Origin of the sequence: Pseudomonas sp., from assembly GCF_046581935.1 — a bacterium.
Lineage (GTDB): Bacteria > Pseudomonadota > Gammaproteobacteria > Pseudomonadales > Pseudomonadaceae > Aquipseudomonas.
The window spans coordinates 245,407-260,196 of the sequence record NZ_JAYGFK010000001.1; the positions used below are offsets into that span (position 1 = coordinate 245,407).

Here is a 14,790-nt window from a genome sequence, read left to right on the forward strand (position 1 = left end):
TCCCACAAAAACCGGACAATCTTTGAGCCTGACACCATGACCGATTTCACCACCATCCAGTTGGAAACAGACCCACGCGGTTTTGCCACGCTCTGGCTCAACCGCGCGGACAAGAACAACGCCTTTAACGCCGAGATGATCCGCGAGCTGATTCTCGCCCTCGATGCGGTGATGGCCGACAAAACCCTGCGTTTTCTGCTGCTGCGCGGCCGTGGCAAGCACTTTTCTGCCGGTGCCGATCTGGCCTGGATGCAACATGCGGCGACGCTGGACTACAACGCCAACCTGGCCGACTCGCGCGAGTTGGCCGAACTGATGCACAACCTATACCAGTTGAAGATCCCGACCCTGGCCGTGGTGCAAGGCGCGGCCTTCGGTGGCGCGCTGGGCCTGATCAGTTGCTGCGACATGGCCATCGGTGCCAGTGATGCCCAGTTGTGTCTGTCGGAAGTGCGCATCGGCTTGGCTCCAGCGGTCATCAGCCCCTTTGTTGTGCAGGCCATTGGCGAGCGCGCAGCACGCCGCTACGCCCTGACGGCCGAGCGTTTTAGCGGTGAGCGCGCCCATGCACTAGGGCTATTTGCCGAGTGCTATCCAGCAGCTGAACTGGAGACTCAGGTCGACAGCTGGATCAATAACCTGCTGCTCAACAGTCCGCAAGCCATGCAGGCCAGCAAGGATCTGCTGCGCGAAGTCGGCAGCGGCGTACTGACGCCAGCCTTGCGCCGCTACACCGAGAACGCCATCGCCCGCATCCGTGTCAGCGCTGAGGGGCAAGAAGGCCTCAAGGCGTTTCTCGAAAAACGCACACCCGCCTGGCAGGAGCCAAAAGCATGAGCCAGAAATTCAAAACCATCGACACCCTGCTCGTCGCCAACCGTGGCGAAATCGCCTGTCGCGTCATGCACACTGCCAAGCAGCTGGGTATCCGCAGTGTCGCCGTGCACAGCGCCATTGACCGCCAGGCGCGTCACGTCCGCGAAGCCGATGTGGCGGTGGATTTGGGCGGGGCTAAGCCGGCAGACAGCTATTTGCGTATCGAGGCGATTATCGATGCAGCCAAAGCCAGCGACGCACAAGCAATTCATCCCGGCTACGGCTTTCTTTCAGAGAACGCCGCGTTTGCTCGCGCCATCGAAGCAGCTGGCCTGATCTTCCTCGGCCCGCCAGCCTCAGCCATTGATGCCATGGGCAGTAAGTCAGCGGCTAAAGCATTGATGGAACAAGCCGGTGTGCCACTTGTGCCCGGCTACCACGGCGAGGCCCAGGATGCGCAAACCTTCCGTGAGGCTGCCGCACGCATTGGTTACCCGGTGCTGCTCAAGGCCACTGCCGGCGGTGGCGGCAAAGGCATGAAGGTGGTTGAGCAAGAGTCTGAGCTGGCTGAAGCGTTGGCCTCTGCGCAGCGTGAAGCGCAGTCATCCTTCGGCGACTCGCGCATGCTGGTGGAGAAATATGTACTCAAGCCCCGCCACGTTGAAATCCAGGTATTCGCCGACCAGCATGGCAACTGCCTGTACCTCAATGAGCGCGATTGCTCGATTCAGCGCCGTCACCAAAAGGTTGTAGAAGAAGCGCCAGCCCCTGGCCTGTCGGTAGCGCAGCGTAAAGCCATGGGCGAAGCCGCCGTTACCGCAGCGCAAGCCATTGGTTATGTCGGTGCAGGCACCGTTGAGTTCTTGCTCGATGCACGCGGCGAGTTCTTCTTTATGGAGATGAACACCCGCCTGCAGGTCGAGCATCCGGTGACGGAGGCGATTACCGGCCTTGATCTCGTTGCCTGGCAAATTCGCGTGGCACGCGGCGAACCTCTGCCGATGACTCAGGAGCAAGTGCCCCTGAACGGCCACGCGATTGAAGTGCGCCTCTATGCGGAAGACCCGGCCAACGACTTCCTGCCCTCCACCGGGCACCTGAGCGTTTATCGCCAAGCACAGGCTGGCGAAGGTCGGCGCATTGATTCGGGTGTGGCGGAAGGTGATGAAGTATCACCGTTTTACGATCCAATGCTCGGCAAGTTAATCGCCTGGGGCGCAAACCGTGAAGAAGCGCGCCTGCGCTTACTGGCCATGCTTAAAGACACTTATGTGGCGGGGGTACGGACCAATCTGGCCTTCTTGCAGCGCGTCCTTGCGCACCCGGCATTTGCTGCAGCGGAGCTGGATACCGGGTTTATTCCTCGCTATCAGGATGTGCTGTTACCTGCGCCAAGCGAGTTGCCCGAAGCATTCTGGCAACTCGCCGCTGAAGCCTTTGTACAAAGCCAGTCACCATCCACGAACGAGCAAGACCGCTATTCACCCTGGGCGCAGAGCTCAGGATGGCGCGCCGGACTCGCCAACGAGATTGATCTGCAACTGGTTACCGGCGATCAGCAGCAGCGCGTGCAACTACGCACGAGTGCGCCGTCACTGCTGACCTTGCGCGGCGAGAAAATGTGGGTTGAGCGTGACGGTTTACGCACCGCGCACCTGGTTATTCGGCGCGGGCACAGCCTATTTATTGAGTGGACAGGCGAGCTGCACAAGGTCGACATGTTCGACCCCATTGCCGCCGCGCAACGTAGCCATGGCCAGCAAGGCGGCCTGACCGCACCGATGAATGGCAGCATCGTGCGGGTTTTGGTTGAGCCTGGTAGCCACGTTGAAGCTGGCACTGCGCTGGTCGTGCTTGAGGCGATGAAGATGGAGCACAGCATCCGCGCGCCTCAAGCGGGCACGGTGAAAGCCTTGTTTTGCGCTGAAGGTGAGATGGTCAGCGAAGGTACCGTGCTGGTCGAACTCGAGGAAAGCAACGCATAGGGTGAGCGCGCCGTGGGAGGTGGATAAGCGGCGGCTGAAGCGAGAAAGGCTCGCCGCTAAAGTGCCTCCTACAACGTAATGTGGCCAGGTAACGCAATCTGTGCGCGATACCCATCGATATAAACAGCGAGGTAACGATGAACCTACCCAAGCAAGTGCGCCTGGTCGAAGTCGGCCCCCGCGACGGTTTGCAGAACGAGAAACAGCCGATCAGTGTGGCCGACAAAGTGCGTCTAGTAGATGACCTGACTGATGCCGGGCTTGGCTACATTGAGGTCGGCAGTTTCGTCTCAGCCAAGTGGGTGCCGCAGATGGCAGGCAGCGAAACGGTATTTGCCCAGATCAAACAGCGAGCGGGCGTTACCTATGCAGCTCTGACGCCGAACCTGCGTGGTTTAGAAGGTGCAATCGCCGCTGGGGTTAAAGAGGTGGCGGTATTTGCCGCCGCCTCCGAGGCGTTCTCACAGAAAAACATCAACTGTTCGATCAAGGACAGCCTGGAGCGCTTTGAACCCGTCATGCAGGCGGCCAAGCAGCACGGTATTCGCGTGCGTGGTTATGTGTCGTGCGTACTCGGCTGTCCGTACGAGGGTGAGATAGCGCCTGAGCAAGTCGCCTGGGTTAGCCAAGCCCTGTTTGATATGGGCTGCTATGAAGTGTCACTTGGCGACACCATCGGCAAAGGCACCGCTGGCGCAACCCGCCGCCTGCTGGAAAGCGTTGCCCGGGTGGTGCCGCGCGACAAACTGGCCGGGCATTTTCACGACACCTACGGCCAAGGCCTGAGCAATATCTACGCAAGCCTGCTTGAAGGCATCAGCGTGTTCGATAGCTCAGTGGCAGGTTTGGGCGGCTGCCCGTATGCCAAAGGCGCGACTGGCAATATCGCTACGGAAGATGTGCTCTATCTGCTCAACGGGCTAGGCATTGAGACCGGCGTAGACCTGAATAAACTCGCGGCGGCGGGCCAACGCATTTGCACGGTACTGGGTAAAGCCAATGGCTCACGCGCCGCCAGTGCACTGCTCGCAGCCACGAACTGACGGTTTAACGTTTATCTAGCCAATGCGCCGATCCGGGTGGGCAGTGCACAGCTTAGCGGCGCAGCTCTAACGCTGTACGGCGGCGCAAGAAGCCTGATTTAGACAGCAAGCGTATAGCCTCACGAGCTTGATTCGGCGACACTCAACGGCACCGGTTAAACCCACTGCAATGGCGATGCTCATCGGCGCTGCAGTCATAAAAACAACATAGGATCGACCATGTTCTCATCAATAACCGCCTTGAGCGTAAAGCTCGTGCAGCGTTACCTACCCTCTCCGTTTGTCTTTGCCATTCTGCTGAGTTTGATCGTACTGGTTGCCAGTATGCTCAGTACCGGCCAGGGTCTGCCGCAAATGGCCCAGCACTGGGGTAGTGGCTTCTGGAACTTGCTGACCTTTGCCATGCAAATGGCGCTGATTCTAGTGACTGGTCATGCCCTGGCCAGCGCTCCGCTGGTCAATCGTCTGCTGGCCAGTTTGGCCCGCGTAGCCAAATCACCGGGCCAGGCGATTGTGTTGGTGACCTTGGTGGCATTGGCCGGTGCGTGGATCAACTGGGGCTTTGGTCTGGTCATCGGTGCCGTGTTCGCCCGTGCCCTGGCGCGAGAAGTTAAAGGGGTTGATTACCCGCTACTGGTCGCTTCGGCTTACTCAGGCTTCCTGATTTGGCACGGCGGCCTGTCTGGCTCAATTCCGCTGTCTTTGGCTACCGGCGGCACAGATGTGGCACGCATGACCGGTGGCGTTGTCACCTCGGCGATTGGCGTTGGCGACACCCTCTTCACCCCGATGAACCTGACCATCATTGCGCTGTTGGTTATCGGCCTGCCGCTGCTAAACCGTGCCATGCACCCGAGCCAGCCGAAAGTAGCGGACCCACGTTTACTAGTAGACGCCGAAAACCAAGACTTGCCGCGCGAAACCTTGGCCCAGCGCATGGATGACAGCCGCATTCTTAACCTGATCATCGTCGCACTGGCCGCGGTTTACTTCGCTTACTACTTCGCCAGCAATGGCTTTGCCCTGAGCCTGAACATCGTTATCGGCCTGTTCTTGTTTATTGGTTTGTTCCTGCATGGTTCCCCTGAACGCTACATGCGCGCAGTACAGGAAGGTATTGGTGGGATCAGCGGCATCGTCATTCAGTTTCCGTTCTATGCCGGCATCATGGGCATGATGGTGGGCGCCAATGCTGACGGTCTGTCACTTGGCAAACAGATGACTGACGCTTTTGTTGCCTGGTCTAACGCTGACACCTTCCCGGTGTTGGCATTCCTTAGCGCCGGCTTGGTCAACGTCTTCGTACCGTCCGGTGGTGGCCAGTGGGCGGTGCAAGGCCCAATCATGCTGCCTGCCGGTCAAGCACTCGGGGTGGCTCCTGCAGTAACCGCAATGGCCATTGCCTGGGGCGATGCCTGGACCAACATGATCCAGCCGTTCTGGGCCTTGCCGCTACTCGGCATCGCTGGGCTGGGTGCACGCGACATCATGGGCTATTGCTTATTGATGTTGGTGTACTCGGGGATTGTGATCTCAGGCTGCTTGTACTTCTTCGGCTAAGCCGCTGGCAACGCTATAACCGGGTCAGGCCGCCACGCCGCCTGACCCGGTTGAGAGCAGCACCTTTCAACGCTTGCAGTAGCTGATCGCATTGCAAACAAGGGCAAAGACTAGCCCAGGCGGGCTAAATGCCTTGCCGGCCTGGGTCTTCTGGCGGCGCGTCCTGTTCAATATCTTCTAGCTTCAACTCAAGCCCCCAATCTGCAGCCGGAGCAACCGGCACTGGCTTGGCCTGGACAGCAGGCTGAGCGGCCGGGCTTGACGCAGGTGCGGCCGGAGTTTCGCGGTACAGCTTGAGTTTAAGACGCACGTTGTTCGCCGAGTCGGCGTTTTTTACTGCCTCTTCTTCGTCGATTGAACCGTCGTTGACCAAGTCAATCAACGCCTGGTCAAAGGTCTGCATACCGAGGTTTTTCGACTTCTCCATGATCTCCTTGATTTCGGAAAACTCGTTGCGCTTGATCAGATCACGAATGGTCGGCGTACCGAGCAGCACTTCAACAGCGGCGCGCCGCTTGCCATCGACGGTTTTTACCAAACGTTGAGAAACAAAGGCTTTGAGGTTGTTGCCCAGGTCGTTGAGCAATTGCGGCCGGCGGTCTTCTGGGAAGAAGTTGATGATGCGGTCCAGCGCCTGGTTGGCGTTATTGGCGTGCAAGGTGGAGATGGCCAGGTGGCCCGTGTCGGCAAAGGCCAGGGCATGCTCCATGGTCTCGCGATCACGGATTTCGCCGATCAGGATCACGTCCGGGGCCTGACGCAAGGTGTTTTTCAAGGCGGCATGGAAGCTACGCGTATCGACCCCGACCTCACGCTGGTTGATGATCGACTTCTTGTGTTTGTGGACATACTCGACCGGGTCTTCGATGGTGATGATATGCCCGCCGCTGTTGCGATTGCGGTAGTCGATCAGCGCCGCCAGCGAGGTCGACTTACCAGAACCGGTGCCGCCCACAAACAACACCAGGCCGCGTTTTTCCATCACAGTTTTCAGCAGCACTGGCGGTAGCTTGAGGTCTTCGAACTTGGGAATGTCCAGCTTGATATTGCGCGCGACAATCGACACTTCATTGCGCTGCTTGAAGATATTGATACGAAAACGCCCGACGCCCGCAATGGAGATTGCCAGGTTCATCTCCAGCTCACGCTCAAACTCCTCACGCTGGGCAATGTCCATCACCGAATCAGCGATCTGCGCCACCTCACCCGCCTTCAGCGGCTCGGCACTGAGCGCTTTGAGCACGCCATTGAACTTGGCGCAGGGCGGTGCTCCGGTGGACAGATAAAGATCGGACCCGTCCTGGCTGGACAGGATTTTCAGCATGGCATTGAGGTCCATAACGCGCGATTCCGTGAGGTGGATGTATTACGTTAGGCCAATTTGGCGCAGCGCTCCCGGGAAAATCGGAGCCTGCCTGGCTTAGGCGCTAAGCGGCTGAAAATACTGGCACAATATGCCAATTGATAGCGAGGACCCGTTCATGGCAAAGGCAATGGCCCGCCACATTTTGGTAAAAACCGAAGCAGAAGCCGCTGCGCTGAAAAAACGCATCGCTGCTGGCGAAGCCTTCGATGTGCTGGCGCGTAAATATTCGACCTGCCCTTCCGGCAAAAAAGGCGGCGACCTCGGCGAGGTGCGGCCGGGGCAGATGGTGCGCGCGATTGATCAGGTGATCTTCAAAAAGCCAGTGCGCGAGGTACATGGCCCGGTGAAAAGCCAGTTTGGCTACCACTTGGTGCAGGTCTTTTACCGTGAGTGAGTCACGTATGAGCGTCGAGCAAATCGCCGCCTTCTGCCTAAGCCTGCCGGGTGCCCGTGAAGACATCAAATGGGGCGGCGTACGGGTATTCTCGGTGGCACAAAGCAAGATGTTCGCCTTATTTCACCTGGACAGCCGCGATGGCCTGGCCTTTAAGGTCGACGATGATCTGTTTCTCGGTTTCTGCGACCGGCCGGGCATTCGCCCTGCCCCTTATCTGGCCCGTGCCCGCTGGGTCAGCATGAGTGCGCCCTACCCGCTAAGTGACAGCGAGCTACAAGAACGGCTGACGCGCTCCCATCAGTTGGTAGTGGCTAAACTGCCCAAACGCTTGAAGCTCGGCTTGCTGTTGTAGGTGCACGGCATCGGCCTTTCAGGCGTTGTCGTAGGTCCGAGGGATTGGACGAGGTGATCGCTGGCCAGTGTTAGCCAGCGCTCCCCGCCGTTGGCGATTAGTCTTGCAACGATTCCACGCCCATCTCGTCCCACACTTCCTCGGCCAGGTGGAAAGTGGCGTTGGCTGCCGGGATGCCGCAATAAATTGCGCTCTGCATCAGCACTTCCTTGATCTCATCGCGCGTTACGCCATTGTTCTTTGCTGCCTTGAGATGCAGGCGCAACTCACCTTCGCGATTCATTCCGATCAGCATGGCGATAGTGATCAGGCTGCGGGTATGGCGTGGCAGGCCGGGACGGGTCCAGATATCGCCCCAGGCATGCCGGGTGATCATCTCCTGGAACTCTTCGTTAAACGGCGTCAGCTTCTCGAGGCTGCGCTCGACATGTGCATCACCGAGCACGGCGCGGCGTACTTGCATACCGGCTTCGTAGCGTTGTTTCTCGTCCATTTCTGGCTCCATTTAATCAGTGTGCTGCGCGCAACTAAGTAGGCTCAGGCGCGCAGAAAATCCATTACGTGCTGGGTAAACAACTCGGCAGCTTCGACGCTAGACAGGTGCGCGGCATGCAACTCGACCAGTTCGGCCCCACGGATGCGCTCCTGCATAAAGCGGCCATGCTCGGGCGTCGTCACCACATCAGCCGTGCCGCACACGATCAAGGTTGGCAGCTTGATGTTGGCAACTTGCTCACGGAAATCCGCATCACGTACCGCTGCACAATTGGCCGCGTAGCCTTGTGGTGAGGTGGCGGCCAACATGCCGACCACGGGCTCGACCTTAGCCGGCTCAGCCGCCGCGAACTCCGCCGTGAACCAGCGAGCGACTGAAGCGTCGCGTAGTGCCAGCATGGCCGCTGGGCCATCGCGCAGCACCGTTTCGATGCGTGGGTTCCACACGTCGTCGCTGGCTATCTTTGCCGCCGTGTTGCACAGCACTAGACGCCTAATGCGTTGCGGCGCATTGAGTGCCAGCCACTGACCGATCAATCCGCCCATCGACAAACCACAGAACGACGCGCGCTCGATATGCAGTGCATCCAGCAGTGCCAGCACGTCGCGGCCGTTCTGCTCAATGCTGTAACTGCCATCAGTCACCAGCGAACGGCCATGGCCGCGGGTGTCGTAACGCAACACACGGAAGTGTTGCGTGAAGGCTGGGATCTGCACGTCCCACATATGCAGGTCAGTGCCCAGCGAGTTAGACAGCACCAACACAGGTGCGTCTTCAGGGCCGTCAACGGTGTAATAAAGTTCGCCATCGGCGAGTTGTACGACAGACATGCAAAGCACTCCTAATACGAGAAATTCTGGTGTTCGGCCACTGCCCGCTCGACCCAGCGGCGAGCCTGGCCAAGGTACAAGGCCGGATCGAGCAACTGCTCAATTTCGGCGGCAGACAGCTGCGCGCTGACCTCAGGATTAGCGTCGAGCACCTGGCGCAGGTGCACACCTTCGCGCACGGCCTGTTTGCAGCACTGTTCAAGTAGGTGATGGGCGGCGTCACGGCCGATGCGTTGAGCCAGGGCAATGCTTACCGCCTCTGCCAGCACCAAGCCCTGTGTCAGCTCAAGGTTGCTGCGCATGCGTGCGGCATCCACTTCCAGGCCTGGCACCAGCAACAGCGCTTGCTGCAACGCGCCGGAAACCAGGCAGCACAGCTCCGGCAGGGTTTCCCATTCGGCATGCCACAAACCCAGACTGCGTTCGTGCTCCTGTGGCATGGCGCTGAACATCGTCGCGACCAAGCCTGGTGCACGCGTGGCCGCGCTGATCAGCACAGCAGCGCTAACCGGATTGCGTTTATGCGGCATGGTTGAAGAGCCGCCCTTCCCCGGCGCTGCCGGTTCAAAGACTTCACCCGCCTCGGTCTGCATCAACAGGCTGAGGTCGCGACCGAACTTTCCCAAGCTGCCAGCGATCAGCCCAAGCAAACTGGCGAACTCAACCAAACGGTCACGTTGGGTATGCCAAGGCTGCTCTGGCAACAGTAAGCCGAGCTCCCGAGCCAAAGCTTCACTCACCGGCCAAGCCTGCTCGCCCAATGCCGCCAAACTGCCGGAAGCGCCACCGAACTGCAGCACCAACAAGCGCGGTTTAAGCTGCGCCAGACGCTGGCGATGGCGGGTAATAGCACCAAGCACGCCGGCCAGCTTCATGCCCAACGTCACCGGAGTGGCGTGTTGCAGCCAGGTACGCCCGGCCAGCGGCGTGTCAGCATGGCGCTCAGCCTGTACGGCCAAAGCCGCCGCGAGCTGCGTCAAGTCGGCCTCAAGCAGGTTGATAGCGGCACGAAGTTGCAGGATCAAACCGCTATCCATGGCGTCCTGGCTGGTGGCGCCGAGGTGCACGTAACGCTCGGCCTCAGTACTTTGCGCAGCGACCTGCTTGCCCAGCGCCTTGACCAACGGAATGGCCGAGTTGCCAGCCGTGACGATGGCCTGAGCCAGCGCCGCAAAGTCATAACGCTCGGCCTGGCAGGCGGTGCCAATAGGCTGCACCGCCGCCTGCGGAATCAGCCCGCAGCTTGCCTCAGCTCGCGCCAAAGCGGCCTCGAAATCCAGCATGCCCTGCACCCGGCCGTGATCAGAAAAGATCGTGCGCATGGCAGGCTGGGTGAAATAGGCGTCGAAGAGTTGGTTACTCAAGAGGTGTATTCCCAAAGGCGCGTGATTACAGCCTAGGTTCGCAGCACTGGCGTGATGAATCCAGCGCTTGTCATGGCGGCATGGGTATCGCTGCGCTCAACCCATCCTACGCGGCAGTCTCTCGCGGCTTTCATCCGGGCTACGCACGGTATGGGCGGCGAGATGGGAAGTTTTTTAGCCACGAAGCTACAACCATCGTGCTGCTAAAAAACCTCCCACAGCGTCAATCACACGCGTTCGATAGCCAGCGCTAAACCCTGACCGACGCCGACGCACATGGTCGCCAAACCGTAGCGGCCGCCAGTTTTCTCCAGTTGATGTACTGCGGTCAGCACCAGGCGGTTACCGCTCATGCCCAACGGATGACCGAGAGCGATGGCACCGCCATTCGGGTTGACCTGGCTGCTGTCATCGGCCAGGCCCAGTTCGCGAGTGACCGCCAAGCCTTGTGCGGCAAACGCCTCGTTCAGCTCAATCACGTCGAAGGCTTGGATATCCAGATCAAGGCGCGCCAACAGCTTACGCACCGCCGGCACCGGACCGATGCCCATAACGCGCGGTAGCACGCCACCGCTGGCCATGCCCAACACCTTGGCGCGAGCTTTGAGGCCGAACTTCTGCACCGCTTCGGCGCTGGCTAGAATCATCGCCGAGGCGCCGTCATTCAGGCCCGAGGCATTACCGGCGGTAACCGTTTTGTCTGCGCCATTAACCGGTTTGAGCTTGGCCAAACCTTCAGCATTGGTATCGGCACGCGGATGCTCGTCGGTATCGACGATGAACTCGCCCTTCTTGGTTTTGATCAGCACCGGGACGATTTCCTCGGCGTAGTAACCGGCTTCCTGGGCGGCGGCGGCGCGCTGCTGGCTGCGCAGGGCGAAGGCATCCTGGTCGGCACGGCTGACGCCATAGTCTTCGGCGACGTTGTCACCTGTCACCGGCATCGGCTCGGCGCCGTATTGCTCTTTCAGCGCCGGGTTGATGAAACGCCAACCCATGGTGGTGTCTTCCAGTTTCTGCGCGCGACCGAAGGCGCTGTCAGCCTTGCCCAGCACATAGGGCGCGCGGGTCATCGATTCGACGCCGGCGGCAATCGCCAGCTCCATCTCACCCGAGGCTATCGCGCGGTATGCCGCGCCCACTGCCTCCATACCCGAGGCACACAGGCGGTTCAACGTCACGCCCGGCACGCTGGCCGGTAGGCCGGCGAGCAGCAACGCCATGCGTGCAACGTTGCGGTTGTCTTCGCCAGACTGGTTGGCGCAGCCCATAAACACTTCTTCGACAGCTGCCGGATCGAGTTGCGGGTTACGCTCGATCAGCGCACGCAGCGGAATCGCCGCCAGGTCGTCGGCACGCACCGCCGACAACCCGCCGTTGAGACGACCGATGGGCGTGCGAATGGCGTCGCAGATAAATACTTCGCGGCTCATTCCTCACCTCCGGCTTGGCCGTGGGCGGCAGCGGTACGCGCTTCCAGGGCACGCAATGCTTCCAACTCAAAGGCCTGAGGCGCTTCAGTCTCAGTCACCTGCTCGGCGAAGCGAATCTGCCAGCCAGTTGCGGCAATGATTTGCTCGCGGCTAACGCCTGGGTGGACCGATGTCACCACAAACTCTTTGCTGCCGGCTTCCGGTTCCATGATGCACAGGTCGGTAATGATCGCCACCGGGCCAGCACCCGGCAGGCCCAGCTGCTGGCGGTGATCACCGCCTTCGCCATGGCCAACCGAAGTGATAAAGGCCAGCTTATCGACGAAGGTGCGGTGGCCCTGCTTAAGAATAATGAACACCTTCTTCGCCGAACCGGCGATCTCCGGCGCGCCACCGGCACCTGGTAAACGCACTTTCGGGTTGTGGTAGTCACCAATCACGGTGGTGTTGATATTGCCGTACTTGTCGACTTGAGCCGCGCCGAGGAAGCCGACGTCGATTCGCCCGCCCTGCAGCCAATAACGGAAGATTTCGCCAGTCGGCACCACGGTGTCGGCCGTTTCAGCCAGCTCACCGTCGCCGATGGACAGCGGCAGCACGGTGGGTTTGGCACCAATCGGCCCGGACTCGTAGATCAGCGTCACGTCAGGGGCGTGGGTCAAGCGTGCGAGGTTGGCGGCCTTGGATGGCAGGCCGATGCCGACGAAGGTTACGTCGCTGTTGCCGAGACGACGCGATGCGGCCACGGTCATCATTTCATTGGTGCTGTAGGCGCTCATTATTTGGCCTCCGCTGTATTGGCTTGGGCCGTCTTGGTTTGAGAAATAAGAGCTTGGTAGGCGGCAAAGTCGGCGGTACCACGAATATAGGTGTCGATCCAGGCGGTGAACGTTTCGCGGTCACGGGCAATCGGGTCCCAAGCCTGGTAGAAGCGGTTATCGCGCTCGTAGTAGCCATGGGCGTAGGACGGATGCGCCCCGCCCGGCACCAGGCACACAGCGGTCAGTGCCCAACCGGGCAATACGCAGGCGTTCATCGGTGCATTCAACTCGTCGACGATTTCCTCGACGGTGACGATGCAGCGCTTGGCAGCCAGGGCAGCCTCTTTCTGTACACCGAGAATGCCCTGAATCAGCACGTTGCCCTTACGATCGGCCTTCTGCGCGTGGATCACCGTGACATCTGGGCGCACGCTAGGTACGGCGGCTAGTTGCTCACCGGTGAACGGACACTGGATGAACTTGATATCCGGGTTGACCTTGAGCAGATCCGACCCCTGATAGCCGCGCAGCACCGCAAACGGCAGACCGGAAGCACCGGCCACATAAGCATTGGCCATGGCAGCGTGGCTGTGCTCGCTGATCGCCAGCGGCTGCGGCCAGCCCTTCTCCACCGCGTCACGCAGGCGATGCAGCGAGCCTACACCGGGGTTGCCGCCCCAAGAGAACACCAACTTCTTGGCACAACCGGCACCAATCAACAGGTCGTAGACCAGGTCTGGGGTCATGCGGATAAGGGTTAGATCCTTGCGGCCCTGACGGATGATTTCGTGGGACGCCGCCGTGGGGATCAGGTGGGTGAAGCCTTCGAGGGCGATGCTGTCGCCGTCGTGGACGAAGCGCTGGATGGCTTCGCGCAGGGAGAGGATTTCAGCCATGGGGATTCTCGTATGGTGTCGTGGCGTTACTACGCCGGTGAGCAGACGTTACCGCCAGGTCCGAGGCCAAACAATCCGATAATCGACTATTGGTTCGTTTATCGAACACAACTATCGCGTTCAGCTAAGGCCGGGCACAAAGCCCGGCCCGCCAGGTTTAAAGCAGGTTCCAGCTGTAATTAAAAATCAGCCGGTTCTCGTCGATATCGCTGCGGTAGTTGGAGCGCGCGACGACGTTGCGCATGCGCACGCCGAGGCCTTTGAGCGTTCCGCTCTGCACTACATAGCCAATATCCAGGTCGCGCTCAAAGTCCTTGCCATCAAAACGTGAGCCGCCACGGTTGGTGGCCTGGGCATCGACGTTGTCACCACGGATATAGCGCACCCCGGCAACCAGACCGGGCACGCCGATGGCACTGAAGTCGTAGTCATAACGCACCTGCCAGGAGCGCTCGTCAGCCGAGGCGAACTCGTAGGTCGGCACCTCGTTGCCCAGCGGCGTGATGTTGGCGAACACCCGTGGAAAGGCGCTGTCGCCATACATGGCCTGGTAGCCCAAGTAGAGGGTGTGGCCGCCGTGCTTGACCGACAACAGGGCAAACAACGCCTGGTTGTCGATATCGCCGAGCAGGCGCTCGCCGTCCTCCTGGGCATCGTAGTAACCGAGGTTGGCGCCTAGGGTCCAAGCACCCAGCGACTGGCTGTGTTTGAGACCGAGAAAACGCTGGTTGTAGATATCCTCCAGCTGGCCGTACCAGACGCTGGCAGTGCTGCGCGCGGCATTAAAGGCGTAGTCGCCGCCGGTATAGTTGAAGGCATCACTGACCGCGCCGCGCTGCGGCAGGTGGCCGAGCATAGCCAGCATTTTGTCGTCGCCGGACTCGTTGCGCAGGCTGGTGGAGTTAAGGTGGCCGGCTTGCAGGGTCAACCCGGCGATCTCGTTAGAGGTGACGCTGAGCCCCTGATAGCTCGGCGGCAGCAGACGGATATCGGAAAACGCCAACACCGGCAGGTTCGGCTGTAGCTCGCCGAGTTTCAGCTCGGTCTTGGAGATACGCACCTTGCCGGTCAGGCCCAAGCGGCTGTAGTCATCAGCTGCCTCACCATCTTCCTGCAGCGGCAGCAGGCCGCTGTTGACCCGCCCGCGACCGCTGTCGAGTTTGATCCCGAGCAGGCCGATGGCGTCCACGCCAAAACCCACCGGACCCTCGGTGTATCCGGACTTGAAGTTGAGGATAAAGCCCTGGGCCCACTCCTCTGCCCTGGACTGCTGATTCGGCCCAACGATGTCGGAAAAATCACGACTGAAGTAGTAGTTGCGCGCGTTCAGGGTCGCCGTGCTGCCATCGATAAAACCGCCGTCGGCGGCGTTGGTCAGGCCAGGAATCGCGCCCGCGATAGCCAGCGGTAAGAAACGAAGAGAAATGCTGCAGATAGGGTTCATAACGGGCTCTTATTGTTATTTCAGGTTGCACAAACCCACCCCAGCGC

14 protein-coding genes are annotated in these 14,790 nt (G+C 60.0%); 6 read left to right on the forward strand and 8 right to left on the reverse strand.

The genetic code is table 11. The annotated features are described in order from the left end of the window. Window positions 1-36: 36 nt before the first annotated feature. From VCA57_RS01075 to VCA57_RS01090, 4 genes are all read left to right on the forward strand, one after another. Window positions 37-837 carry a gamma-carboxygeranoyl-CoA hydratase gene (locus VCA57_RS01075; RefSeq protein ID WP_411183103.1) on the forward strand — a complete coding sequence of 267 codons (801 nt, stop codon included), beginning with the start codon at window positions 37-39 and terminating at the stop codon, window positions 835-837. Next, the gene (locus VCA57_RS01080; RefSeq protein ID WP_411183104.1) at window positions 834-2,801 is read left to right on the forward strand and encodes an acetyl/propionyl/methylcrotonyl-CoA carboxylase subunit alpha; all 1,968 of its coding nucleotides are present in this window, start codon (window positions 834-836) and stop codon (window positions 2,799-2,801) included. Before VCA57_RS01075 ends, VCA57_RS01080 begins: the two co-directional genes overlap by 4 nt. 137 nt (window positions 2,802-2,938) lie before the next feature. Further along, window positions 2,939-3,844 (forward strand): hydroxymethylglutaryl-CoA lyase, encoded by a 906-nt coding sequence (locus VCA57_RS01085; RefSeq protein ID WP_411183105.1) that lies wholly within the window; start codon window positions 2,939-2,941, stop codon window positions 3,842-3,844. Between the two features lie 219 nt (window positions 3,845-4,063). Continuing rightward, complete coding sequence (locus VCA57_RS01090) at window positions 4,064-5,404, forward strand: short-chain fatty acid transporter (protein WP_411183106.1); 1,341 nt, start codon at window positions 4,064-4,066, stop codon at window positions 5,402-5,404. A gap of 124 nt (window positions 5,405-5,528) precedes the next feature. Here VCA57_RS01090 and VCA57_RS01095 read toward each other — a convergent pair whose 3' ends face one another. After that, window positions 5,529-6,743, reverse strand: coding sequence for a PilT/PilU family type 4a pilus ATPase (locus tag VCA57_RS01095; protein ID WP_411183107.1), 1,215 nt, complete (start codon window positions 6,741-6,743; stop codon window positions 5,529-5,531). Window positions 6,744-6,885: 142 nt separating this feature from the next. On the opposite strand from VCA57_RS01095, the gene VCA57_RS01100 reads away from it, so the two are divergent. Continuing rightward, entirely contained in the window at window positions 6,886-7,164 is a 279-nt protein-coding gene (locus VCA57_RS01100) for a peptidylprolyl isomerase (RefSeq protein ID WP_090253882.1), read from the forward strand. After that, window positions 7,157-7,519: an MmcQ/YjbR family DNA-binding protein gene (locus VCA57_RS01105; RefSeq protein WP_411183108.1), complete on the forward strand. Its 363-nt coding sequence runs from the start codon at window positions 7,157-7,159 to the stop codon at window positions 7,517-7,519. The genes VCA57_RS01100 and VCA57_RS01105 overlap by 8 nt, the downstream gene beginning before the upstream one ends. A gap of 97 nt (window positions 7,520-7,616) precedes the next feature. On the opposite strand, the gene pcaC is transcribed toward VCA57_RS01105, so the two are convergent. The 7 genes from pcaC to VCA57_RS01140 all read right to left on the reverse strand — a co-directional run bounded on the left by pcaC (window position 7,617) and on the right by VCA57_RS01140 (window position 14,743). Then, a complete protein-coding gene (gene pcaC / locus VCA57_RS01110; protein WP_411183109.1) occupies window positions 7,617-8,012 on the reverse strand; it encodes a 4-carboxymuconolactone decarboxylase in 396 nt (131 codons plus the stop codon). A 44-nt stretch (window positions 8,013-8,056) separates the two neighbouring features. Further along, window positions 8,057-8,845 carry a 3-oxoadipate enol-lactonase gene (pcaD, locus tag VCA57_RS01115; protein WP_411183110.1) on the reverse strand — a complete coding sequence of 263 codons (789 nt, stop codon included), beginning with the start codon at window positions 8,843-8,845 and terminating at the stop codon, window positions 8,057-8,059. An 11-nt stretch (window positions 8,846-8,856) separates the two neighbouring features. Next, entirely contained in the window at window positions 8,857-10,209 is a 1,353-nt protein-coding gene (locus VCA57_RS01120; RefSeq protein ID WP_411183111.1) for a 3-carboxy-cis,cis-muconate cycloisomerase, read from the reverse strand. 227 nt (window positions 10,210-10,436) lie between these two features. Continuing rightward, entirely contained in the window at window positions 10,437-11,642 is a 1,206-nt protein-coding gene (gene pcaF / locus VCA57_RS01125) for a 3-oxoadipyl-CoA thiolase (protein WP_411183112.1), read from the reverse strand. Beyond that, window positions 11,639-12,421, reverse strand: a complete 783-nt coding sequence (locus VCA57_RS01130) for a CoA-transferase subunit beta (protein ID WP_411183113.1) — start codon at window positions 12,419-12,421, stop codon at window positions 11,639-11,641. The genes pcaF and VCA57_RS01130 overlap by 4 nt, the downstream gene beginning before the upstream one ends. Beyond that, window positions 12,421-13,299, reverse strand: coding sequence for a CoA transferase subunit A (locus VCA57_RS01135; RefSeq protein ID WP_411183114.1), 879 nt, complete (start codon window positions 13,297-13,299; stop codon window positions 12,421-12,423). The genes VCA57_RS01130 and VCA57_RS01135 overlap by 1 nt, the downstream gene beginning before the upstream one ends. Window positions 13,300-13,456: 157 nt before the next feature. Beyond that, window positions 13,457-14,743, reverse strand: a complete 1,287-nt coding sequence (locus tag VCA57_RS01140; protein ID WP_411183115.1) for an OprD family porin — start codon at window positions 14,741-14,743, stop codon at window positions 13,457-13,459. Window positions 14,744-14,790 lie beyond the last annotated feature (47 nt).